This is a genomic window from Bartonella sp. CL25QHWL, assembly GCF_042195335.1.
Taxonomy (GTDB): Bacteria; Pseudomonadota; Alphaproteobacteria; order Rhizobiales; family Rhizobiaceae; genus Bartonella.
Window position 1 is genome coordinate 185,148 of the sequence record NZ_JBHIOE010000002.1, and the last position, 24,457, is coordinate 209,604.

Below are 24,457 nucleotides of genomic sequence, written 5' to 3' on the forward strand. Positions count from 1 at the left end.
CAATGAAAAATTTTTCGCCATTTTCTTCATTCAATCCTGAGGGGCAGCATGATGAAGGTGCAAATCGGCGGCGTTCACCTACATCGATGCGGTATGTCATTCCCAATATCATTACTATTTTAGCAATTTGTGCAGGGATGAGCAGTATTCGTTTGGCTTTTGAACATCGCTATGAAGCTGCTATTTTAATGGTGCTTTTGGCCGCAGTTTTAGATGGTGCTGATGGACGCATTGCCCGTTTAATAGATGGTAGTTCATCTTTTGGGGCACAGATGGATTCTCTTGCTGATGTTATAAATTTTGGTGTTACCCCTGCACTCATTGTTTATTCTTTTATCTTGAATCAAGCAAATCACATTGGTTGGGTTGCTGCTCTTGTTTATTGTGTTGCTTGTTGTTTGCGATTAGCACGTTTTAATGTGATGTTAGATAACCCCAATATACCTAAGTGGCAGAAAAGTTATTTTGTTGGTGTTCCAGCACCAGCAGGAGCATTACTCCTTTTATTGCCTACCTATTTAGGCACTCTTGGTTTGGTTCCCAATTGGGGGTGGGCATTATTTTTTAGTCTTTATACTGTAATTATTGCTTTTCTTTTGATTAGTCGTTTACCGGTATGGAATGCAAAAACAATTGATCAAAATTTAAGGCGCGATATCGTTATACCGTGCATGTTGGTCATTGTTATTTATGTCGGTTTTCTTGCGACTTACACATGGGAAACTTTATTGATTACAGCTGTTAGCTATATGATTTTTCTCCCCTGTAGTTTTATCGCTTATAATAAACGTGCTACTTTAGAAGAGAAAAAGGCTGATGCTAAAGCTATCCAAGAATCATAAAGTGCTTCATGCTTCTGTCGAAGAGCACAGAAAAAAGAGAGAGTCAAACGATTTACTTCTCATATGATGATCAATCAGGTATGTGATAATTTACAAACCGATTTTTATGGACATTAAAGAGTTTTCCAGTTTCCTTTAAATCAGGTGATAACAAATGTACGATCTTTTTTGCGACCTCTTGTGGTGAAGGCAGAGTTTGTGGATCTTCACCAGGCATAGCTTCAGCGCGCATGGCAGTGCGTGTGGCACCAGGGTTGACACAATTAATCTTAATAGGGGTTTGTTTGAGTTCTTCTGCCCAACAACGGGCAATCACCTCTAAAGCCGCTTTAGAGGCTGCATAAGCTCCCCAGAAAGGGCGCGCAGCATGCGCAACGCTTGAGGATAACAGGATGGCTCGTCCAGCATCAGATTCACGTAATAAAGGCTCAACGGCTTTCATTAAGCGCCATTGGCTGAAAAGATTTATTTGAAAAACATCTTCAAATACCGTGTTTTCTATATGCGCTATTGGTGAGAGTGTTCCAAGAATTCCTGCGTTTGCAACGATAATATCAAGTTTTTTCCAGCGTTTGGCAATTGAGATAGCAAGAGTATCGATGTTTTCCATATGATGCAAGTCAAGGGGAACAAGGGTTGCATGAGCTCCTTTTTCTCGGATTTGGTTATCTAATTCAGTAAGTCCACTGACTGTTCGTGCAAGAGCAATAATATGAGCCCCGCGTGCAGCAAGCTCGAGTGCCAAATAATAGCCAATCCCTCTTGATGCGCCAGTAACAAGTGCCACACGCCCATGGAGACTAAAATCACATTTTGCCATCATTAATCTCTTGTTTTAAGAACAGATGATTGATGAATTTTGGAGAGATTTTCTTGATCAACCAGATGCGTAGGATAATATCCAGTAAAATAATGGTCAGTAAATTGTGGATCGGCGTTATTCCGTTTTTCCCCTGCTACAGCAAGATATAATCCATCCGTTGAAAGAAATTCTAATGAATCCGCTCCAATAAAATCACACATAGATTTTAAATCTGGATATTGATTTGCTAAAAGATTTTCAGCTTTAGGTGTATCAATACCATAAAAGTCAGGATAAAAAATCATAGGGCTAGAAATGCGCATATGAACTTCTTTTGCTCCTGCATCGCGAAGCATTCGTACAATTTTAAGGGATGTTGTTCCACGTACAATAGAGTCATCAACCAGAATAACACGTTTTCCTTCAATCACAGGACGGTTTGCCGAATGTTTTAACTTGACGCCAAAAGCACGAATTTGTTGTGTTGGTTCGATAAAAGTGCGGCCAACATAGTGATTACGAATAATACCAAGCTCGAAGGGAATTCCAATTTCTTGTGCATAGCCAATTGCGGCAGGCGTTCCTCCATCAGGAACAGGAACCACAACATCACCCTCACAAGGGGCTTCCTGTGCTAAATGGATTCCCATATTTTTGCGTGTTGTATAAACACTACGTCCTCCAACGATTGAGTCTGGGCGGGCAAAATAAACATATTCAAACAAGCAAAGTTTTTCTGGTTTTGTATTTTCTGGTTTTATAATTTTTTTCGTAATTTCCCCATTTTTTTGTATTTCACATATGATGATCTCTCCATTTTTAACATCACGGACATATTTTGCTCCAATAATATCAAGAGCACAAGTTTCAGAACAAAAGATAGGCTTACCATCAAGTTCCCCCATCACGAGAGGTCTAATTCCTGTTGGATCGCGTGCCGCAATAAGCTTTGTACGTGTGAGCGCTAACATAGCATATCCACCTTCTACTTGCCGAATCGCATCAACAAAACGATCAGAGGACGATTCATAACGTGAGCGGGCAATAAGATGGAGAAAAACTTCTGAATCTGACGTTGATTGACAGATAGCACCAGAAGCGATGAGTTCACGGCGTAATGTGAGACCATTGGTAAGATTACCATTATGTGCAATAGCAATACCTCCAACTTTCAATTCAGCAAAAAGGGGTTGAACATTGCGTAATGCCACTTCTCCAGTTGTTGAATAACGGGTATGTCCAATAGCACGATTTCCTGGTAAGCGCGCAAGTGTTGCAGGGTTTGTATAGTGATCACCAACAAGACCTAAATGCTTTTCTTGATGAAATATTTTATTGTGGTAAGAAACAATCCCAGCTGCTTCTTGCCCACGATGCTGAAGTGCGTGGAGTCCAAGAGCTGTTAATGTTGCGGCATCTTCATGCCCAAGAATACCAAAAACTCCACATTCTTCATGAAGGGTATCATCATCTAATGAAAATTCTTGACAGAAAACATCGCTTTTTATCATCATATTCTTTCAGTTGTGATATGGAGGAATCATTAATATCACATTGTACATCATTTAGTTCTCTTTCCTCATGAAAAACTATTCTCTATTTTTTAAAATTATCTTTTCATGAGAGTGTTGCTCATACGTATGTTTATTGCTGTCTTTAAACAAATTTTCAGCCTTTTCGAGAACAGATCCAATATCTTTTGGGAGTATTTCCCAAACTTTTTGTCCCAATGAATCTAAAATGGGTCTTGTTTTTGCATTTTTTAACCAATTCGCTTGAAGCTCGGGTTTAATCAGTGCATTAATCAGCAACATACCGATGACCATGATAAGTAAACCACGAAGTGCTCCAAAAATAAAACCAATAGCACGGTCAAGGATACCAATTCGACTATCAATAATAAAATCAGAGATCTTCATTGTAATAATTGAAGTAATAATGAGAACAATAATAAAAATTGTGACCAATGTTGTGATCAATGCGATCATTTTATTAGAGAGATATTGTTCAAAGAAAGGTAAGACAGGTTTGAATAAAAACAGTGTCGTAACAGCTGCAACTGCCCAAGAAATCAACGATAACACTTCACGTGAAAATCCTCGAAGCATAGCAAGAAAAGCGGACAACAGGATGATTACTACGACAATTCCATCAAGGATTGTTATGATCATTTGTTTGTTCCTTATACATAAAGTTGCGTTCTTTTAAGTCTGTGTGCAAATATATTTTTTGTTATGCCATTTTTTGTTCTTATAGCAAGGATCTTTTGTATGTTATAGAGTTTTTTCTATATTATCATATCTGTGGTGCAGATCATTTTTTACTTACGGTAAGAGTAGCAACGAGTTCGGGAAGGTCGGAGAAAGTTTTTTGTTTAAAGTTGAGCGACTTCATCATTTCGGTTGTTGTTGTGGGATGAAAGGCTCCTTGAAAGCCGAGTTTTTTGGCTTCATTTATGCGCTGTGCTGAATGTGCAACAGCGCGGGTAGCTCCTGAAAGACTGACTTCACCAAAATAGACATAATCCGTTGGCAATGCGATATTGGCAAGAGAAGATACCAAAGCAGCGGCTACAGCTAAATCAGCAGCGGGTTCTGATATGCGATAGCCACCTGCCACGTTCAGATAGACATCATGCTGTCCAAAACGAATGCCACAATGGGCTTCTAAAACGGCAAGAATCATAGAAAGACGATTTCCATCCCATCCGACAACCGCACGTCTTGGTGTCCCAAGGGAAGAAGGAGCAACAAGCGCTTGAATTTCTACGAGTATCGGGCGTGTTCCTTCCATACCGGCGAAAACAGCAGCGCCTGGGGCTTTTTCATTACGTTCTCCTAAAAACAATTCGGATGGATTTATCACTTCGCGTAATCCTTTATCAGACATTTCAAAGACACCAATTTCATCTGTTGGTCCGAAGCGATTTTTTACAGTTCTAAGAATGCGATAATGATGTCCTCCTTCACCCTCAAAATAGAGAACGCCATCAACCATATGTTCAACGACCCGAGGACCAGCAATTTGTCCATCTTTTGTAACATGCCCAACAAGAACAACGGCGGCTCCTGTTTTCTTGGCAAAGCGGATCATTGCCTGAGCACCGATACGTACTTGTGTGACAGTGCCAGGTGCTGAATCTGCTGTATCTGACCATAGGGTTTGAATCGAATCGATAATCACCATATCAAGGTTTTTATGTTCGCTTAAGGTTGCCAGAATATCTTCAACATTGGTTTCAGCAGCAAGTTTCACCTCTGTATTGTTAGCTTCAAGCCTTTGTGCGCGCAGACAAATTTGCGCAATAGCCTCTTCACCTGAAACATAGATGACATTATATCCTTTACGTGATAAAGCAGCAGCTGTTTGTGTCAGCAATGTTGATTTACCAATACCCGGATCACCTCCAACAAGGAGTGCCGATCCACGGACAAAGCCCCCACCGGTAACACGATCAAGTTCCGCAATACCAGAATAAATACGTGGAGCATCTTGGATATCTCCAGAAAGAGATGTAAGGGCAACGATGCGTCCTTTACGCGTATTCTGCTTAGGACCACTTCCTATGCCGCCATTTATATTTTCTTCGATAAGGGAATTCCATTCTCCACAAGCACTACATTTTCCTGCCCAACGAGAATGAACAGTGCCACAATTTTGACAGATAAATTGAATACGATTACGTACCATGTTGATTTAACCAATTTGCTCTGGAAGATAATTGCTATCGGCAAGATCACTGAATCGTGTGAAATCAGATTGAAAGGCAAGGGGCACGATTCCTGTCGGCCCATGGCGCTGTTTTGCAATAATAACATCAGCTTTTCCAAAAGCTTTGTCCATTATTTCTTGCCATTTTGTATGTTCCAAGCTACCTAACTTTGGTTCTTCATTTTTGAGATAATATTCTTCGCGATAGACAAAAAGAACGATGTCGGCATCTTGCTCAATTGAACCAGATTCACGTAAATCTGAGAGCTGTGGACGTTTATCTGTTCTATTTTCTACTTGACGTGAAAGTTGAGAGAGAGCGATAATAGGAATATTCAATTCTTTCGCTAATGCTTTTAATCCTGTGGTAATTTCTGTGATCTCTTGGACACGATTTTCTGATGAACGCTTTGAACTGCTTGTCATGAGTTGGATATAGTCAATAAACAAGATATCTAAACCATGTTGCCGCTTGAGACGCCGCGCACGAGCAGCTAATTGCGTAATTGATATTCCCCCAGTTTGATCAATATAAAGTGGTGCCTTTTGTAGTTGGTTCACCGCACGAATAATTTTTGAAAATTGTTCATCTGAAATATTACCACGCCGAATATCAGAAGAAGAGACTTCTGTTTGTTCAGAAATAATACGGGTTGCAAGCTGTTCGGATGACATCTCAAGTGAGAAGAATCCCACAATGCCGCCTTCATTTTCTTGGATATTGGCATTACGATTATAAGCATTAGCAATATTAAAGGCAATATTGGTAGCCAGTGAGGTTTTACCCATACCAGGGCGCCCCGCAAGGATAATTAAGTCAGATGCTTGTAATCCTCCCATTTTTTCATCAAGTGTTTTAATATGGGTGGCTATCCCTGATAATTGTGAAGAGCGCTTTTTCGCAGCACTTGCCATATCGATAGCTTTTTTAATAGCCTCATTAAAATTTTCAAATCCACCTCCATATTTCCCTTTTTCTGCTAGCTCAAATAACTGATTTTCAACAGTTTCAATTTGTTGGGTAGGCGTGAGTTCTACAGGAGCATCAAAGGCTGTATTGACAACTTGAGTTCCAAGGTTAATCAAAGACCGTCGGATAAAAAGATCGTAAATGACGCGTCCATAATCTTCAGCGTTAATAATAGTGACTGCCTCTGTGGCTAAGCGAACAACATATTGGTATACAGTAATATCTCCAATTTTTTCTTCCATTTGGATATAGGGCTTGATTGTAACTGGATCTACACGTTTTCCTGTTTTAATAAGGTGAGATAAAACATGATAAATTTTTTGATGCAATGGTTCAAAAAAATGTTCTGGTTTTAGAAAATCTGAAACGCGGTCAAGAGAATCATTGTTGATAAAGATGGCACCAAGCAATGCCTGTTCAGCTTCAATATTATGCGGAAGTTGCCGAAAAGAAGGAGAATCCTCTTTCTTTGAAGAGCTGACATTAACAACGTTAGTTTCTTCCATAATATTTTTCCACTAAAATTCTAAGTCTAGCTACTTTAGGCGATAAATTGAAAATCGTATAATTAAAAGAATAGAGCGACAAATCTTCATTTTAAGTTAAAATTATATAATTTTTTAAAACTCTCTTTTCGTTCCTCATTTATCATTTGTGTATTATTTATATAACGTCTATCTATTTTATTTTATAATATGTGATTTTAAAGTGGAAGTTTTGCTACTCTAAATTTAAGTATTTTTAAGTTACTTAACCTTAAAATTCCAATATCTGTGTAAGTAGAATTATTTTTTTATAACTGAAATTATTTCAGATCATGTGAGGATATAATCAACTTAACGCTCATACAAACTTTAGCCTTAAGGGTAGGACTTTAAATTATTTTTGCTTTATATGCTGGAAGACAAAAGACATTTCCTCTTAGTGATATTATCATTCTCGGCATATAATGCCTTTAAATAATATATTTCTAATTCTTTCATAAAAATTAGATTATTTATGTACGATAGCCATAAAATACTCACTTTTAAAGTGTGAGTATTTTATGAACAATATTTAAAATGGAATAAAAAATATAAAACACAAAGAAAAAATAGCAATTAAGCTTCTTGATGAGAACTGTTTATATCGTTGTCATTAATTTCTTCTGCCAATAATTCTTCCTGACTTTCTTCTAATAATTCTTCTTGAATATTATATATTTCTTTAGCCGAAGTGAGAGTTTCACCTTCTGCTTGGCGTTGTGCTTCACTGGTAGAACGCGCAACGTTAATAATCACAGAAATTTGAACCTCTGGATGTAAGCTAAGAGTGATAGTGTGAAGACCGATCATTTTTATTGGATGATTAAGTTCGATTTGATTTCTTCCAATAGAAAAGCCTTCATCTGTTATGATTTCAGCAATATCACGTGTTGACACAGAACCATAAAGTTGTCCCGTTTCACCAGCAGAACGAACAACAATGAATGATTGTCCATCAAGTTTTTCAGCAATTTTTTGCGCTTCACTTTTGCGTTCAAGATTACGTGCTTCAAGTTGTGCACGTTGTACCTCAAAATGTTTTTTATTAGCTTCATTTGCGCGTAAAGCTTTACCTTGAGGCAAGAGAAAATTACGCGCATAACCATCTTTAACTGAGACAATATCACCCATCTGACCAAGACGAGGAATGCGCTCAAGTAAAATAATATCCATAGTTTTTCCTTTCGAACAAATAAATTTAGTGGAGTTTTTTGCGTGATTGAAAATTGTATTGAATAGCAGCCCAAATTCCCATCAAAAGCATCATGAAAACAATAGGTGGAGTAAAAACGATTGTAAAAATAGCAATATAAACAAGAGAAAGTATAATAATTCGACCGTTTACCCCTTTTGTAATATTGTGAAGATATGCTAGACCGCTAATTAATATGATGACAATGTATGCAGTGCTAAAGATACGGGTACTCAAGTTAAGAGAAGCGCTCAGCTCAATCATCGATGCTATGCAAACAATAATGAAAATAATAATTCCAGAAATGGGAAGGCGGAGAGTTTGGCTCCAATCATCACGGGGTCTTTTCAGCCATTTCATATGTTGTGCTGCTATCATGGAAAAGTAAAGGTTACCAATGAGAAAAACCAAACTATAAACAGTCAAAGAAAAAGCAGTAAAAGTTGCTGTATGCGTCATTAAAAGCTCACTAAAAGCGCGTATATCGGCTTCTTTTATTGACTGTGATTGTTGCAGAGTTTGTGCTATGTTTTCGGTGATTTTTTTTGCAATGACGGGTGTGGATGGACGGGTTTGAACATAGAGCCCAATGAAAGTTGCTATAAGAGCGATAAAATTAGTTAAATGAAAAATAACCGATGATAATGGATACCATATCAGTTCGTTTTCTTTTTGCGCTGGTCGTGCAAGCCCAAGAAGCCAAGAAGCATAGACAGCAGGAAGGAAAAATAAGAACATAGAGCCAAGAGCAATATAGGTATTAGTGGTTATGATAAGAACAACAGTGGCACTTATGAGGGCGATGAGACTGGCTAATGTTCCTTGACCGAACGCAACAATAAAAATTGGCAATGAAAGAAAGCAGCCAAGAAGAAGAGAAAAAAAGGGCGCGATATTTGCAACACTGATGATTGCCATTCCTATCACAACAGCAAATAATCCTGCCAAAATACCGGTTAATATCTCATAAGTACGATTTTTTTTCATTTATTGCTGTCCTGCTTTCTGCAGTTAGAGGCGTGTCAAAACCCCAACTTTGACATTTAATAGCTTAACATAGGATACAACAAGCTATTTTTAACCATATAAGAAAAGCAACTGGAGAAACTCTCCAGTTGCATAGCGTATTGATCGCTTACTTTATAACGTACGGAAGTAAACCTAAAAAGCGAGCACGTTTGATAGCATTAGCTAATTCACGCTGTTTTTTCTGACTAACAGCAGTAATCCGTGAAGGAACAATTTTCCCACGTTCGGAAATATAACGTTGTAACAACTTGATGTCTTTATAATCAATTTTGGGAGCATTGGTCCCTGAAAAAGGACATGTTTTACGACGACGATGAAAGGGGCGACGTGCAGAGTTTTGATTAGTATCAGTCATCATTCTACCTCTTCTATAGCATTTTCACGTTGACGACGTGGAAAACGAGGACGCTCTTCATCGTGTCCAATGTGACTATTGCGATCAAGGTGTGAGAGCATAGCAGATTTTTCTTTTTCGTGTTTTTCTACGCGAATGGTCATATAACGCAAAATATCCTCATTGATGCGCATCTGACGCTCCACTTCAGCAATTGCTGAAGCTGGTGCATCAATATTGACCAAGACATAATAAGCTTTACGGTTTTTACGAATACGGTAAGCAAGAGGACGAAGTCCCCAATTTTCTATACGCCCAACTTTTCCACCATGCGCTTCAATGACACCTTTGTAGAGACTCAAAAGTTCATCAACTTGCTGCGGTGCGATGTCTTGTCGGGCAAGGAACATATGTTCATAAAGAGCCATTGTTTTGCCTTTCTTCAATTAAATTTCACCGGCTTTAGCGCAAAGCCTCTGCGACTTGTCTTTTTTGGAAATCCAAAGAAGAAAGGACGCGTTTACAATTCGAGACATCTCAGAGCGGAGACACGGGAGGCCGGAAACATTGTATTTCCTACTGATATTTTACAGCCCTCCGTTCAACCTCCAGCTAAAGTGCCGGCAACGAACATTTCACATTTACAGGTTATCTTTTAAAATAGCAAGTTTATGCACATAAAAAAATTGATTTGTTAAATCTTGATATATTTCCTTCTTCTACAAAAAGATAATACTGTAATATAAAGGTAAAGGAGGGAAAAATGGACTTTTTAAACCAGATTGATGTTACACTCTTTGAAATGTTTGTCGGCAATCATCACGCTTGGTCGATTGTAGTTTTGTTTAGTATTTTTTGTGCAAAGTTTTTAATTTATATTATTCCTCTCCATCTCTGTGCGTTGTGGTTTTGTGGTGGGGAGAGGGAACGATGTGTCGTGCTAAGCATTTGCATGAGTATTTGTGCGGCTCTTTTCATAGGTTATCTCATTTCTCTTTTTTATTTTCATCCTCGCCCATTCGTGGTAGGGCTGACGACACCGCTTATTCAACATCGTGCGACAGCTTCTTTTCCTAGTAATCATGCCTTGACCATTGCATCTTATGCAGCTAACTTTTATTTTTACCGATACAAAGTTGCTTTTAAATTTGCTTCGGTATTTTTGTGTTTGATCTGTTGGGCGCGCATCTTTGTGGGTGTACATTATCCCTTTGATATTTTAGCAGGTGCAATTTTAGGAAGTCTCATAAGTTTGGGTGTTATTCAGTTTATAGCACCCTATTTCCCTAAGTTTTTATATCAAATTCCGCCCTTAAAATATAATTTTAAGTGTGGTATTCGTTTTAAATAAAGGGCTTTATCTTGATTTGTGCGGATGAATAAGGTCAAAAGAAAATAATTTAATTGTACAGTTTTAGGAGTTGATAAATGGGTGCAGCTTTTATTTTTCCAGGGCAGGGGAGTCAACTTGTTGGTATGGGGAAGGCGCTTACAGAGCAATTTATTGCCGCACGGATGGTTTTTGAGGAAGTTGATGATGCTTTGGGCGAGAAATTATCAAAGATCATTTTTGAAGGACCAGCAGATGTTTTAACGTTAACAGCAAATGCACAACCGGCATTAATGGCTGTATCTATGGCTGTCATTCGTGTGATGAAACAATTAGGGCTTCGTATAGAAGAAAAGGTAAGATTTGTTGCTGGTCATTCTTTAGGCGAATACTCGGCTCTTTGTGCTGCTGGTACATTTACTCTCACAGATACGGCAAGACTTTTGCGTATTCGTGGCAATGCTATGCAGGCTGCTGTCGCGGTTGGTGAAGGTTCTATGGCAGCATTAATTGGTTTAGAAGAGCACATTGTGGAAGAAATTTGCGAAACTGTTTCTGGAGAAGGATTATGTCAGATTGCTAATGATAATGGTGGTGGGCAAATTGTTATTTCCGGTAAAGCAAAAGCAGTTGAGGCAGCGGTAGAGATTGCATCAACAAAAGGTGCAAAACGTGCACTTCTTCTTCCTGTTTCTGCACCTTTTCATTCATCTTTAATGCAACCTGCTGCTGATGCCATGAAGAAAGCACTTTTGACTGTTAACAAAATGTCCCCTATTGTTCCTTTGATTGCCAATGTTTCTGTTGCACCTGAGAGCAATCCAGAGCGTATTACTACTCTTCTTGTCCAACAAGTGACTGGGAGGGTGCGATGGCGTGAAACAATAGAATGGATCGCTGCTAATGGAGTTGATACGCTTTTTGAAGTTGGTTCTGGAAAAGTATTAACAGGTTTAACGCGTCGTATTAACAAAGATATAAAGGGGGTAACCATTGGAACAGTTGATGAAATAGAATCAGCGCTAGGTATGCTCGGCGTTTAATCTATAAGGAGTTAAAAGATGTTTAGATTAACAGGACGTAAAGCTCTTGTAACGGGGGCTTCGGGAGGAATTGGTGAGGCAATTGCACGCTGCTTTCATGCACAAGGAGCCATTGTTGGACTTCATGGAACACGCGAAGAAAAGCTTAGAGAAGTGGTGGCAGAATTAGGGCAGAATGTTTTTGTATTTCCCGCTAATCTTTCTGAACGCCAATCGATTAAACAATTGGCTGAAGTTGCAGAAAGAGAAATGGATGGCGTCGATATTTTGGTTAACAATGCGGGAATCACTAGGGATGGTCTTTTTGTGCGTATGCAAGATAAAGACTGGGATGATGTTTTAGAAGTTAACCTAACAGCTGCTTCTCTTTTGACGCGTGAATTAATACATTCTATGATGCGCCGCCGTTATGGAAGGATTATTAACATTACATCTGTTGTTGGTGTTGTGGGAAACCCTGGACAAACGAATTATTGTGCTGCAAAAGCAGGCTTGATAGGTTTTTCTAAAGCATTGGCACAAGAAATTGCTTCGCGAAACATCACTGTCAATTGTATTGCTCCAGGATTTATTAAATCCGCAATGACAGACAAGCTTAATGAAAAGCAAAAAGAAGCCATTATGGCTGCGATTCCGATGAAGCGTATGGGAAGTGGGCAAGAAATAGCCGCTGCTGCTGTTTATTTAGCAAGCGATGAAGCAGCCTATACGACAGGTCAAACACTCCATATCAATGGTGGAATGGCAATGATTTGAGTATTTATTTTATTCCACATTGATTTATGAGTTGTATTATTTTAGATAGTAACGATTGAAATGGATAGATGCATCTATTTCTTTAATATGGTCGTTGATCAATTGATGTCGGAATGTCAGATTGGTTCATTTTGTAGGGGATATCCACAGGATGTTTTAAATCATTACTAAAATCTTTTAAAGTAATGCATCTATTGCTTGATTAGATGAACCGATATAGTTAACCAAATTATAGGAAAATATAAATTCGAGGATTTCAACATGAGTGATACAGTAGAGCGCGTTAAGAAAATTATCGTGGAACATCTTGGGGTTAATGCTGATAAAGTTGTAGAAAATGCAAGCTTTATCGATGATCTAGGGGCTGATAGCCTTGATACGGTTGAACTCGTTATGGCTTTTGAAGAAGAGTTTGGGGTAGAAATTCCAGATGAAGCTGCTGAAACGATTTTCACAGTTGGCGATGCAGTCAAGTTCATTGATAAAGCTTCTGCGTGATTACTAAAGGGCAAAGGCATGAATTGCTTTTGCCTATATTCTTCGGAGCTCTTTTGAAAAGAGAGCTTTGAGAGGTGAAGTTTAGTTCAAGGTTATAAGTTATGAGACGTGTTGTTGTTACTGGTTTAGGGTTGGTATCTCCATTAGCTGGTAATACTGAATATAGTTGGAAACGACTTCTTGAAGGAAGAAGTGGTGTCCGACGTATCACAGAGTTTGATGTGTCAGATTTGCCATGCCAGATTGCTGCGCGTATCCCCTTAGGGGATGGAACAGAGGGGACTTATAATGCTGATTTGTATATGGAACCTAAAGAGCAACGTAAAGTTGATGCATTTATTGTTTATGCAATGGCTGCTGCTAACCAAGCGCTTGCAGATGCCGAATGGTTTCCTAAGAGTGATGAAGATCAGATTTGTACAGGTGTGTTAATTGGTTCGGGAATTGGGGGAGTTGAGGGTATTGTTGAAGCTGGTTATACGCTTCGTGACAAGGGCCCACGTCGTGTTTCTCCTTTTTTTATTCCAGGTCGTTTGATTAATCTTGCTTCTGGTTATGTGTCTATTCAATATGGTTTACGGGGGCCTAATCATTCTGTTGTAACGGCTTGTTCAACAGGGGCGCATGCGATTGGTGATGCGGCACGTTTAATTATGTTTGGTGATGCAGATGTCATGGTGGCAGGGGGGGCTGAATCTCCGATAAATCGGATATCTCTTGCAGGTTTTGCAGCTTGTAGAGCTCTTTCTACTTGTCGCAATGATGATCCTGAACGGGCGTCACGTCCTTATGATACTGATCGTGATGGTTTTGTGATGGGGGAAGGAGCGGCAGTTGTTGTTTTAGAAGAGCTGGAACATGCCAAAAAACGAGGAGCGCGTATTTATGCTGAGGTTATTGGCTATGGTTTATCTGGTGACGCTTACCACATTACAGCGCCTTCAGAAAGTGGTGAAGGGGCTCAGCGTAGTATGATAGCTGCTCTTAAGCGTGCACAAGTGAATGTGAGTGAACTTGATTATATTAATGCTCATGGTACATCTACGATGGCTGATTCCATAGAGCTAGCGGCTGTTGAGCGTGTTTTAGGGAGTTATGCACCACAAGTTTCTATGTCATCAACGAAATCATCTATCGGGCATTTACTTGGTGCAGCCGGTGCTGCTGAGGCTATTTTTTCTATTTTAGCTATACGGGATAATATAGCCCCAGCGACACTTAATCTTGACAATCCATCGATTGAAACGAAAATCGATCTTGTACCACACAAACCGCGTGAACGAAAGATTGATACGATTCTTTCTAATTCTTTTGGATTTGGTGGGACAAATGCATCGTTGGTGATGCGACGTTTTAGGGGATAATAAGTATTTTTATTTAATTTTTGCTTTTGAGTTTTCTACTTTATTATAAGGTGAATGAGAAATTATAATATTATCCTTAATCGCTATTGAGGGGTTATGTCCGATGTGAAAAATGGAAATCATTAAAGGACGTAAGTGATTCCTCTTCGAATCATTTAGCAGATAGTTATGACATGTTAATACATAAAAAACGAAAGAAATCATCTATCGTCCGTAATCCGTTGGTCATTCTCGGTCATTTTTTTCTTATGCTGATTGTGATTATTCTTTTTGCCATAAGTATTCCTCTTTATATTGGAAAAAGTATTTTTGAAGAAAAGGGAAAAATTGAGGAAGAACAAATTGTTCTTATCCATCCTGGTACCGGAATTCGTGAAATTGCTTCATTGCTAGAAAAACGTGGTTTCATTCGATCATCAGATATTTTTGTTTATGGGGTTGGTTATCACCAAAAAACAACGCATCTGAAGGCTGGTGAATATTTAATTCCAGCTCATGCTTCGATGCAGGATATTATGGATATTCTTGTGAAAGGAAAATCTATAGAGTATACATTTACAGTACCTGAAGGTTTAACGGTTCAGCAAGTTTTCGATCGATTAGCTGCGAATGAAATTTTGATTGGAGACCTTCCAAAAATTTTGCCTCCAGAAGGTTATTTAATGACGGATACTGTTCGTTTTATTCGGGGAACAACGCGTAAAGAGATTGTAAACAGGTTGCGTGAAGGACAGACAAAATTAATTCATGCTATATGGGCTACGCGTTCACCTGATTTACCCATTAAATCAATTGATGAATTTGTTATATTAGCCTCAATTGTTGAGAAAGAAACGGGAATTGCAGCAGAAAGACCAATGGTTGCTGCGGTATTTTATAACCGCCTTACAAAGCATATGCGTCTTCAATCGGATCCAACAGTAATTTATGGTCTCTTCGGAGGAAAAGGAAAACCATCCGGTCGTGCAATTTATCGTTCAGATCTTGAGAAGGAAACACCATATAATACTTATAAAATTAATGGTTTGCCCCCAACGGCTATTGCAAATCCAGGTCGGGATTCTTTAAAAGCGGTGGCACATCCACCAAGCAGTGATGCACTTTATTTTGTTGCTGATGGTTCAGGAGGGCATGTTTTTTCTCGAACTTTAGAGGAACATAATATGAATGTTCGCAAGTGGCGAGAATTAAAGGCAAAACATTGAATTTATAGTGATAACACATCTTTTTGCATCGTAAATGAGAATCCCAAATATAGTAAAATTTTTCTATTTAAACTTTTTATGAGAATGATAAAAAATCATTTTCTTGTCTGTCACAAGTGGGGTTGGCGTATGGATAAAAATATTTAAGAAAGAAGTGAATATACTGCTAATACCTTATCTCAAAAAAGAGCAAAATAACATTGAGAATTGCTAAGAAAACACATTGATTAGGGGAGAGGTTGAGATAATGTATAATTCAAATTTTGGAGAAACATTTATGAACAAAGTAGAGTGATGTAATGACAGTCTTTGAAAGTAAATTGAGTGCTATAAAAATAAATCAACGCCGCGGTTTTTTATTTATTCTCTCTTCACCTTCAGGTGCTGGTAAATCAACAATTTCTCGATTACTTCTAAAAGATGGACAATTAGAGCTTTCCGTAAGTATGACCACAAGGAAAAGGCGTCCTAGTGAAGTAGATGGGCTACATTATCACTTTATTTCAAAGGAAGAGTTTGAATATAAGCGTGATAGAGATGAATTTATTGAATGGGCAGAAGTTCACGGAAATTATTATGGCACTTTGCGTGAAACTGTTGAAAACGCATTGAATGCTGGCCATGATATGTTATTTGATATTGATTATCAAGGTACCGAGCAGCTGCAAAAAAAGATGCTAGGAGACACTGTATCTGTTTTTATCCTTCCACCATCAATGAAAGAGCTTGTTTCGCGTTTACATCGTCGAGCAGAAGATAGTCAAGATATCATCAATTTGCGATTGGAAAATGCACGAACGGAGTTAAAGCATTGGCGTTCTTATGATTATGTTGTGATTAACGAAGATTTAGATCAGTCTTTATCTTTTATTAAATCAATTTATTTAGCTGAAACCGTAAAACGTGAGCGTTGTTCTTATCTTGGCTCTTTTGTTGATGGGCTTATTGCTGAAAAAATCGATAAATGTTGTGATTAAAAAAGGTTTCATAACACAAAGTGCATTTTTTAGAGCACTAGATGCGCTAGAGTTACAAATTCAGAAACCGAGAGCGTTTCAGCACGGCGCATTCCATCAATTCCAGCTTTTTCTAATAGCACTTCACCTCCAAGTGTTTTGAGATTTTGACGAAGCATTTTTCGTCTTTGCCCAAAGGCGGTTTTTGTGACGAGGCTTAGTTTTTGTGCAGAGCAGGCAAGAGGTTGTGTTCGTGGAATAATATGAACAACGGAAGACGTTACTTTAGGTATTGGTATGAAAGCTTGAGGGGGTACATCGAAAGCAATTTTAGCAGTAGTACGCCAGCCAGTTAAGACACTAAGACGTCCATAATGAGTAGATTGAGGTTTAGCTGTAATCCGTTTGGCAACTTCACGTTGAAACATCAATGTCATTGATTCATAAAAAGGAGGCCATGGTTCAGTCAAAAGCCAATTTAATAAGAGTTTTGTCCCAATATTATAGGGAAGATTTGCAATAATGCGAGGTTTTTCTGGGCTTGTTTCAAAGAGTTTTGAGAAGTCTTGCTTTAGTGCATCATTACAAATAACTTTTAATTTTTTAGGATAGTGTTTTTCTATTTCTAAGAGAGCCGGTATGCAGCGCTCATCGCGTTCTATTGCTGTTACAATGGCACCCTTTGCTAGCAAGGCACGTGTGAGACCTCCAGGACCAGGACCAATTTCAAGAACAGGTTTTCCTTCTATATTGCCTGCTTGATGAGCAATTTTAGATGTTAAATTAAGATCAAAAAGAAAATTCTGCCCCAAAGATTTATGCGCTTGTAATCCATATATATCAATGACCTCACGCAGAGGAGGGAGATTATCTATTGGCATGGTATTAAACTATTTTTTGCAAGTTGATTTGCAAGTTTAAGAGCAGCAATAAAGCTTTCGGGAGAGGCTATCCCTTTATCAGCAATGTCAAAAGCAGTTCCGTGATCTGGAGACGTGCGAATAAAAGGTAGACCTAACGTGACATTAACAGTGCTGTCAAAGTCTAGTGTCTTAACAGGGATAAGGGCTTGATCATGATACATACAAATGGCAACGTCATATGCCTTTCTTGCACATTCATGGAACATTGTGTCGGCAGGTAGCGGGCCTGCAATATTGAGTCCTTTCTTTTTAAGATATTCAATAGCAGGAGTGATAACTTCAATATCTTCTTTGCCCATTGCACCTCCTTCTCCAGCATGAGGATTAAGACCAGCAACAGCTAGTCGGGGTGACGTTATTTTAAACCGTGTTTTTAAGTCACATTCAGTAATAAGTACCGTTTGAATAATTAAATCACGGGTAAGCTGTGAAGGAACATTTTTAAATGGAATATGAACAGTTATTGGTACTGTTTTTAATCGAGGTCCTGCTAACATCATAACTGGATGATAGTATTTATGAAAAGCTTTATGGGCTAAATCAGCTAAAAATTCTGTATGACCTGGAAATTGAAAACCGGCATCATAAAGATTCTTTTTTGCAATAGGACAAGTGATAAGTGCACATGCATGGCCATTTTGAATCAATTGAACACAGCGTTTAATTGCTTCAATAATTCCAGCGGCATTATTCGATGAAGGTATACCTAATTGATCACTTTGTTTGTTTTTTAACGGTATGATAGGAAGAGCGTTTTGAAAATTTTTTGCAGGATTATTGATTAAAACAGATTGCACCTCAACATCAATCTGTAAAAAACGAGCGCGCGAACGAATAACATCTGGATCAGCAAGAAGTACAAAAGGCGGAATTTGGCGCGTAACACGCAAATTCCACGCTTTTAATACTATTTCAGGACCAATACCGGCAGGATCACCACCACTAACAATAAGAGCAGCCATTATGAATTTTGAATGCGTGCCACTCGCCGCAGTTCTCCTAAATATTTGTCGCTTAATTCTTCAAGTTTTTGCGGGCTTCTTTTTTTACTATCTTGAAGAGAAAATATCAGTCGAGCGACATAATCATCAGAAACTCTTTTTATTTTGCAGACAGCAATTGCTTCAATTCCATCAGATGTTTCTTGTAATTTTGTCATTTTTCCAGCAGGCGTTTCAAGAATAGCTTGTTCCCATGCATTAGGAAGTTGTGGCTCCAGAAACTTTCCTAAGTGGCGGATAGTAACGTCTAAAATACCTCTTGCTTGATTGTGAGCATTGGCACATCCACGGAAATGTGCGCGAAAATTACTTGCTTCTCTTTGACGTCTTTCAAAGATCTCTGAACGACGATGTGCAGGAATGACAAAAACAATTCGCTGTAATGTATATTCGTTGGTTGAAGGTTTTACACCACCATTTTTTAATATTCTGCGTACAGCTTCTTGTTCGCTAATCATACCTGTTTCAGCTTGATAGCGTGCGCTAACAAGACGCCCCCATCCTATTTGTCCACGGATGTAATCTTTAAAGTGTTGCACTGTGATCTCAGTTTGGATCAGAATCTGGTTGAGCTGATCAATCGTCATATTATTTTGTGTCGCAAAATTCTCAAAAGCTCTATCAACTTCATCATTGCTTACTTCAATATTAAGACGTTTTATTTCAATATTTTTTAGCTTTTCGTCAATAAGCTCTTTTTTAGCCTGTGCCACCAAATTGCCTTGCTTTTGTTGTAATCTGAGAAAAGCAAGGCGTCTTTGTATATCATAATTTGTGATGGGGTTGCCATTAACTGTAACAACAATAGAAGTCTGCGCAAAGACTGTCGGAATCAAAAATCCATTTATTAACAGGCTACTTACGCTCAAAGACGCAATATAAAATAAAGCAAGAAAACGCTTTTTCAATTTATTCATGTAAATAGGCTTTCGCATTGTTTATTAATTCTCATCAACAACTTAAAATACACGCTTTCTTTCATAAAAACAATGATAAGTTAAATGACTGATACATTCCCTTTATAAATTAATCTATCTTTTTTCCGATATCTGCAATCGTACGCAATGAAAGAGAGAAATTAAAGTTTTGCAAGGGTGCTTTCCTGCCTGGATTCGTTACCTGTTGATAACCGAATGTTAACCCGAAACATTCATCCATATAACTCAAGCTAATTCCTCGCTTTATAAATGTACCAGATACTAAATCATAACCGGCGTTGCTATTAATGGACCAATAATCTGCCAATTTAAGTCCTGTTTGAAAAGAAATTTCTTGGCGCTCTTGAGAATATTCATAATCTGGTTGCTTTGCGATATAGGCATATTGTAGAGCTGCCCAAAAATTTTGCCATTTTTGTGATGCTTCGATTTCACTACGGCGGATTTTTCCTGTTTTTTTGTCAAAGCGTCCACGCGTTTCTAAGGAAAAACCACTTTTATGGGTTGTACCAAACATTGCAACATAGTCTGAACGTTTTGCCTCTAAGCTAGAATGAGTACCGACATTGATAAAGTCCTTTTCTGCAAAAGAATTCTTTCCTGCTAGATGAAAGGATTGTCCAATGAGACCATAAAGAGACCAATTATCATTAAGGCTTCCAGAATATCTTATACCTATATTGGCTCTTGTACCACCTTCTACACGATCATAACCAGAAAATTTGTCTCGTTGAAAGAGAGTGGTTGCATCAAAGACAAAGCTTTGAGCATCTTCATTAGGAATTTGTCCAATATATTGTTCATTATTGCGTATAAAAATTTGTGCAGTTGGTTCTATAATATGTGTAGAATGATCAGCTGTAATGAGGAAGGGATAGCGTAGTTCCAACCCTGCTGTTGCCATGCCACGAATTGCTGAACCATGAATTGCGGATAAGGCATTGTTTTCTATAGAATCTGTGTGATTTTCTCTTGCATTGGTTGTAATGATATCAGCTCGTAGAGAGAGAAGAGGGGTTAAGATGAGTCCGTTGTGCGTGTTGAAGCGCTTTTTCCACTGAAGCTCGTTTGTTAAACGCAAACTATTTCCAGCCATACCAGAAAGTTTTACTGTGTTGAGAGGGTTTCCGTTCTGGTCGGGTGAACTGAAGTCAGCATGGCGACGATAAACTGATTGCATATTACTATGGAAGGTAAGCTCTCCATTATAAATGGGTTCATCTGGTGTGAAAAAATAATCGATGTGTGGTAAGACCCACGCTTGCCGAGAGTGACGTTCATAATGAGGATCATTCAATATTGAATCTTGAACTTTAAAATGATAAAAACGCATATCAAAATAATTTTTTCCTGCAAGACCATTCAGATAGATCTGAGAAAGTTGTGTAGGATTGTTATAGTTTTCAAGTTTATAGGCACGACTAAAATGCCGATCTGATTGTGCAAGAATATCCCATCCATAAGTCCAGTGTGAATTAATACGAAAATCCCCCTTTGTCGCCAGCATATAACGGTTTTTATGTTGGGCATCAATCGTATCATTATCAAATCTATGCGGTTTCATTTGATATATATGAGCAAAGCGAATATTATAACGTCCCGTTTTTAAACGCTGACGCCATTCCCCTTCGGTTAAAAGCCCTTGTTGGGTATAAACCGTAGAAGAAAGGGTAAAATCATAATGGGGGGCGAGATTCCAGAAATAAGAATTCTTTATCCCCATACCGAGATAATCAGTATAAAAAAAATGAGGAGTAAGCAGACCGCTAGCACGCCTAACAGTTGGATCATAGATCTCAAAATTTGGAAATTTTATAATCGGTACACCAAAAACTTCAAAACTGCTATTTTCAAACCGAATTTTTTTGATGCTATTATTCCATATGATCTTTCTTGCTTTAATTTTCCATAGGACGTCTCGATCTGGTTTATAAGAGCAAGGTTCACAGGCTGTATAGGTTGCATTTTCAAAGACTGTTATGTGGTTGTGTTTGCGTGTAGCATTTTGGGCTGAAAAGTGAACATTGTTGGCTGTATCAATACGTAAGGCGTTTACAAAACCCTCGCCAAGATCTTTGGTCATATCAATTTGGTTGGAATAAATTTTATTACCATCCTTTTGAGTAATTTCAACGTTCCCTTGTGCTATAAGCCGTCCTGTTTTTTGATTGTAAATAATTTTTTGAGCGACAACTTTATTGCCATCATATTCGATTTGAACATTACCGTGTGCAGAAACAGTGTTTTCATCACGATTGTAGATGAGTTCATCCGCAGAGAGCAAAAGAGGAGGTTCCGGATTTTGAATGCGACTTTGAGAAGGAGATAGAAGGCTTTGAGCGTGCGCACAATAAGACAAAGCACTTCCTAAAATAACCCCTATAACACTTTTAAAAGCGAGAGCACTTAATTTTGTTAAAATAGTTTTTTTAAGTGTTAATGCTTTCACTTAGCCATCCTCTTTATGAAGTAAAAAAGAGATTCCTAAGAATAACGCAATAACAACGGGTGTCCAAGCTGCAATAATTGGTGGAATATATCCAGCATTACCAAAAGCTTGAACAAGTACGGAAATAACATAAAGCATAAACCCAGCTATTACGCCACCAAGAATCAACATTCTAGATTGCCCAAAACGTGTAAAATTTAAAGATACAGTTGCTGCAATGAGGGTCATTGCCACAAGCAATGCCGGTAATGCAATCAAAGATTGAAAATACATATCAAAATTATTAGCAGAATAGCCAAATGAACGTGCAATCATAATTTTTTTTGGCAATTGGTAAAATGGAATAGTTGCGGGATTCACTAAACGTTCCGTTAAAAATTCAGGTTTTAGATTGGTTTTTATTTGCAACACGGTAAATTTTTCAGGAGGATGCCCTATTTTATAGATTGTTCCATTTGTTAATAGCCAAAATCCATTAGTCAAGGTTGCTTTTGGGGCGTTAATCCAATTTTTGACGGTTGCGTTGTCATTGTATTGTACAAAGGTTGCATCGAGAAGAGAAAGTCCTTGATCGGTGATAGATTTGGCGCCAATGGTTGTTCTGCCTAAATTTGTACGTTGTGTTAACCAGTGGATACTTGTATTGTGAAGAGGTGTTAGTACATTGTGATTGCGCCATTCAGTCATCTTTTTTTCTGCTTGAGAAAATCCCCATGCAGCAAGTGGATTAATGAGAAGAATTGAAAATAATCCCAAAAGAAAAGCTCCAAAACAAGCTGGCATAAGAAATTGCCATGCAGAAACACCGATTGAACGAGTCACTACAAGTTCAAGTTTTTTGTTGAGCGAGATAAGCGTTGCCATTGCAGAAAAGAGTGCAATGAAAGGGATAAGTTGTTGCATGATAAAAGGGATGCGTAAAGCAGAGAGGAAAAATGCATCTTTTGCTGTATAATGCGGAAGGGAAGATAGCCTACCGGAATTCTCTGTGAAATCGATTAAAAGAGCAAGAACAAAAATGCTTCCCCAGAAATAACAAGTTATTTTAAGATACCGTATAAAAAAATATCGTCCAAGTGTCCACCCAATCATGATATTTTATCCGAGGAATCTTGAGATTTTCGCTGTTCAAATTTGTTCATTATTTTTTGAAAAGCGATTTGAAGTATCTCATTAACTTTTGTGGGAAGCCCAATTTTATGATTCGTTAAAAGCATAAAAAAGACAAATGCACTTGTTCCTATGGGTATAATATAAAGGAGAGGAACGTATGCAAGATCGCTTTTTGATTTTTCTGCGAAAAAATATCCTATCCAATACACCAGAAAAGAAAGGGCAATTGCCGAGAGATTTGCGGAATGACGAGCTTGTCGATGGGAGCGTACATCTCCTGCCGCTGCTAATGCAATAAGTGAAAAAACAATAGGGTAGAGCCATTGTGTTAATCTGCGGTGAAATTCAGCTTTATATTGGAGTGGTTTTCGTTGATAGTAGGGATCTTTTGGGTCAGGGTTTTGTAAATAAGAAAGAGACTGATCTTTTGGATAAAGAGTAGGTGTTTTATCACTGGGGATAAACTCTCCTAGGCTAAAAGTATATGAGCTAAATTGCACGATTGAAACACTGTTATTTTGATGATTGACTCTTTCTATTTCACCGTTATTGAGAACCAGAAAACTGCCGTTTTTATTGCTCACAATGGATGCGTCTGTTGCATAATAAAAAAGATCAGTCTTAGGATCACGCTGGTCGGCAATGAAAAGGCGTTCAAGTGTTCCGTTTGGATTTCGTTCGCCAATTTCTATGTAAAGGTTATTGGCGAGTTTTTGAAAGCTCCCTTCACTAATGAATAGATTAATAAGATCAAAATGAGCGCTTGCTAGCATTTGTCGCATATGAAGTCGCGCTTGAGGAACAACAAAATTAGCTATAGAAAAGGAGATACAGGATGCAACAATAGCAAGAAGAAGGATAGGTTTCCAAACAGTACTTTTAGGAAAACCAGAGGCATTGATGACAGCAAATTCTGAGTCTTGATGCATTGCTGAGAGGATGGTTGTAACTGCGATCACTAATGCAAATGGAATGACAAGAAAAATAACAGAAGGAACCAATGAAAGTGAAAATTGTAAGACTGTGAGGAGTGTTTGTTTACTTGTTGTGAGAAAGTTTATCCGTGCAAGAATTTGTATAGTCCAACTAACGCCCACTGCTGCAATCATGACAGAACTAAACAAAACAAGGACACGTTTCAGGATGTAGAACTCAATAATACGCATAAATTGGGGAAAATCCTCAGTCTTTAATTCGATAGCAAATATTTTTACTGCTTTCGGTTAAAATGTAATAAAGTTTGAAAAAATATCCTTTCATGAATTGGATATTTTTACCAAATAAATAATATAAAATTGCCTATGAGGTCCTCTTTAAATTTTCCGTACATTATATTTTATTTTCAACTATAGTCTACAAAGAATCTAGAAAATAACTTAAAAAACTTTTTTATTAACGTTGAAAATAAAAATTATTGTCTTTTAAAGACACGTGCAAAAAGATGATGCATCTCCATCAAAAAAGAGGGTTTATATCT

At 38.1% G+C, this 24,457-nt stretch carries 22 protein-coding genes and 1 pseudogene; 8 read left to right on the plus strand and 15 right to left on the minus strand.

Annotated features, from left to right (window positions below; translation table 11 throughout):
- Positions 1-2 precede the first annotated feature (2 nt).
- A complete protein-coding gene (pssA, locus tag ACFILY_RS02005; protein WP_273791086.1) occupies positions 3-842 on the plus strand; it encodes a CDP-diacylglycerol--serine O-phosphatidyltransferase in 840 nt (279 codons plus the stop codon).
- Positions 843-912: 70 nt separating this feature from the next.
- On the opposite strand, the gene ACFILY_RS02010 is transcribed toward pssA, so the two are convergent.
- The 9 genes from ACFILY_RS02010 to rpsF form a co-directional block, all read right to left on the minus strand.
- A complete protein-coding gene (locus tag ACFILY_RS02010) occupies positions 913-1,662 on the minus strand; it encodes an SDR family NAD(P)-dependent oxidoreductase (RefSeq protein ID WP_273791085.1) in 750 nt (249 codons plus the stop codon).
- 2 nt (positions 1,663-1,664) lie between these two features.
- On the minus strand, positions 1,665-3,158 hold the full coding sequence (gene purF, locus ACFILY_RS02015; RefSeq protein WP_375630765.1) for an amidophosphoribosyltransferase: 1,494 nt from the start codon (positions 3,156-3,158) through the stop codon (positions 1,665-1,667).
- 75 nt (positions 3,159-3,233) lie between these two features.
- Complete coding sequence (locus ACFILY_RS02020) at positions 3,234-3,815, minus strand: CvpA family protein (RefSeq protein WP_273791083.1); 582 nt, start codon at positions 3,813-3,815, stop codon at positions 3,234-3,236.
- A gap of 142 nt (positions 3,816-3,957) precedes the next feature.
- Positions 3,958-5,334, minus strand: a complete 1,377-nt coding sequence (gene radA, locus ACFILY_RS02025) for a DNA repair protein RadA (protein WP_375630763.1) — start codon at positions 5,332-5,334, stop codon at positions 3,958-3,960.
- A 6-nt stretch (positions 5,335-5,340) separates the two neighbouring features.
- Positions 5,341-6,831: a replicative DNA helicase gene (locus ACFILY_RS02030; protein ID WP_273791081.1), complete on the minus strand. Its 1,491-nt coding sequence runs from the start codon at positions 6,829-6,831 to the stop codon at positions 5,341-5,343.
- A gap of 594 nt (positions 6,832-7,425) precedes the next feature.
- On the minus strand, positions 7,426-8,022 hold the full coding sequence (gene rplI, locus ACFILY_RS02035) for a 50S ribosomal protein L9 (RefSeq protein WP_273791080.1): 597 nt from the start codon (positions 8,020-8,022) through the stop codon (positions 7,426-7,428).
- Between the two features lie 25 nt (positions 8,023-8,047).
- Complete coding sequence (locus ACFILY_RS02040; protein WP_273791079.1) at positions 8,048-9,028, minus strand: hypothetical protein; 981 nt, start codon at positions 9,026-9,028, stop codon at positions 8,048-8,050.
- A gap of 148 nt (positions 9,029-9,176) precedes the next feature.
- Complete coding sequence (rpsR, locus tag ACFILY_RS02045; protein ID WP_012754957.1) at positions 9,177-9,425, minus strand: 30S ribosomal protein S18; 249 nt, start codon at positions 9,423-9,425, stop codon at positions 9,177-9,179.
- Positions 9,425-9,832 (minus strand): 30S ribosomal protein S6, encoded by a 408-nt coding sequence (gene rpsF / locus ACFILY_RS02050; protein ID WP_273791078.1) that lies wholly within the window; start codon positions 9,830-9,832, stop codon positions 9,425-9,427. Before rpsF ends, rpsR begins: the two co-directional genes overlap by 1 nt.
- 335 nt (positions 9,833-10,167) lie before the next feature.
- Between rpsF and ACFILY_RS02055 the strand changes: the two genes are divergently transcribed.
- The 7 genes and pseudogenes from ACFILY_RS02055 (at position 10,168) to gmk (ending at position 16,577) form a co-directional block, all read left to right on the plus strand.
- Positions 10,168-10,755, plus strand: coding sequence for an undecaprenyl-diphosphatase (locus tag ACFILY_RS02055; protein ID WP_273791077.1), 588 nt, complete (start codon positions 10,168-10,170; stop codon positions 10,753-10,755).
- A gap of 77 nt (positions 10,756-10,832) precedes the next feature.
- The gene (gene fabD / locus ACFILY_RS02060) at positions 10,833-11,777 is read left to right on the plus strand and encodes an ACP S-malonyltransferase (RefSeq protein ID WP_273791076.1); all 945 of its coding nucleotides are present in this window, start codon (positions 10,833-10,835) and stop codon (positions 11,775-11,777) included.
- An 18-nt stretch (positions 11,778-11,795) separates the two neighbouring features.
- On the plus strand, positions 11,796-12,533 hold the full coding sequence (fabG, locus tag ACFILY_RS02065; protein WP_375637389.1) for a 3-oxoacyl-[acyl-carrier-protein] reductase: 738 nt from the start codon (positions 11,796-11,798) through the stop codon (positions 12,531-12,533).
- Between the two features lie 261 nt (positions 12,534-12,794).
- Positions 12,795-13,031, plus strand: a complete 237-nt coding sequence (locus ACFILY_RS02070; protein ID WP_004860281.1) for an acyl carrier protein — start codon at positions 12,795-12,797, stop codon at positions 13,029-13,031.
- Between the two features lie 101 nt (positions 13,032-13,132).
- Positions 13,133-14,395: a beta-ketoacyl-ACP synthase II gene (fabF, locus tag ACFILY_RS02075; RefSeq protein WP_375637388.1), complete on the plus strand. Its 1,263-nt coding sequence runs from the start codon at positions 13,133-13,135 to the stop codon at positions 14,393-14,395.
- A 96-nt stretch (positions 14,396-14,491) separates the two neighbouring features.
- Positions 14,492-15,600 (plus strand): annotated as a pseudogene (gene mltG / locus ACFILY_RS02080) (endolytic transglycosylase MltG).
- Positions 15,601-15,899: 299 nt separating this feature from the next.
- On the plus strand, positions 15,900-16,577 hold the full coding sequence (gene gmk, locus ACFILY_RS02085) for a guanylate kinase (RefSeq protein ID WP_273791072.1): 678 nt from the start codon (positions 15,900-15,902) through the stop codon (positions 16,575-16,577).
- Between the two features lie 29 nt (positions 16,578-16,606).
- Here gmk and rsmA read toward each other — a convergent pair whose 3' ends face one another.
- The 6 genes from rsmA to lptF form a co-directional block, all read right to left on the minus strand.
- Positions 16,607-17,437 carry a 16S rRNA (adenine(1518)-N(6)/adenine(1519)-N(6))-dimethyltransferase RsmA gene (rsmA, locus tag ACFILY_RS02090; protein ID WP_375630755.1) on the minus strand — a complete coding sequence of 277 codons (831 nt, stop codon included), beginning with the start codon at positions 17,435-17,437 and terminating at the stop codon, positions 16,607-16,609.
- Positions 17,428-18,441 carry a 4-hydroxythreonine-4-phosphate dehydrogenase PdxA gene (gene pdxA, locus ACFILY_RS02095; RefSeq protein ID WP_375630753.1) on the minus strand — a complete coding sequence of 338 codons (1,014 nt, stop codon included), beginning with the start codon at positions 18,439-18,441 and terminating at the stop codon, positions 17,428-17,430. Before pdxA ends, rsmA begins: the two co-directional genes overlap by 10 nt.
- Positions 18,441-19,397, minus strand: coding sequence for a SurA N-terminal domain-containing protein (locus tag ACFILY_RS02100; protein WP_375612927.1), 957 nt, complete (start codon positions 19,395-19,397; stop codon positions 18,441-18,443). Before ACFILY_RS02100 ends, pdxA begins: the two co-directional genes overlap by 1 nt.
- A 109-nt stretch (positions 19,398-19,506) precedes the next feature.
- Positions 19,507-21,867 carry an LPS-assembly protein LptD gene (locus tag ACFILY_RS02105; protein WP_375637387.1) on the minus strand — a complete coding sequence of 787 codons (2,361 nt, stop codon included), beginning with the start codon at positions 21,865-21,867 and terminating at the stop codon, positions 19,507-19,509.
- Positions 21,868-22,959 (minus strand): LPS export ABC transporter permease LptG, encoded by a 1,092-nt coding sequence (lptG, locus tag ACFILY_RS02110; protein WP_375612925.1) that lies wholly within the window; start codon positions 22,957-22,959, stop codon positions 21,868-21,870.
- Positions 22,956-24,146, minus strand: coding sequence for an LPS export ABC transporter permease LptF (lptF, locus tag ACFILY_RS02115; RefSeq protein ID WP_375630747.1), 1,191 nt, complete (start codon positions 24,144-24,146; stop codon positions 22,956-22,958). Before lptF ends, lptG begins: the two co-directional genes overlap by 4 nt.
- Positions 24,147-24,457: the final 311 nt, after the last annotated feature.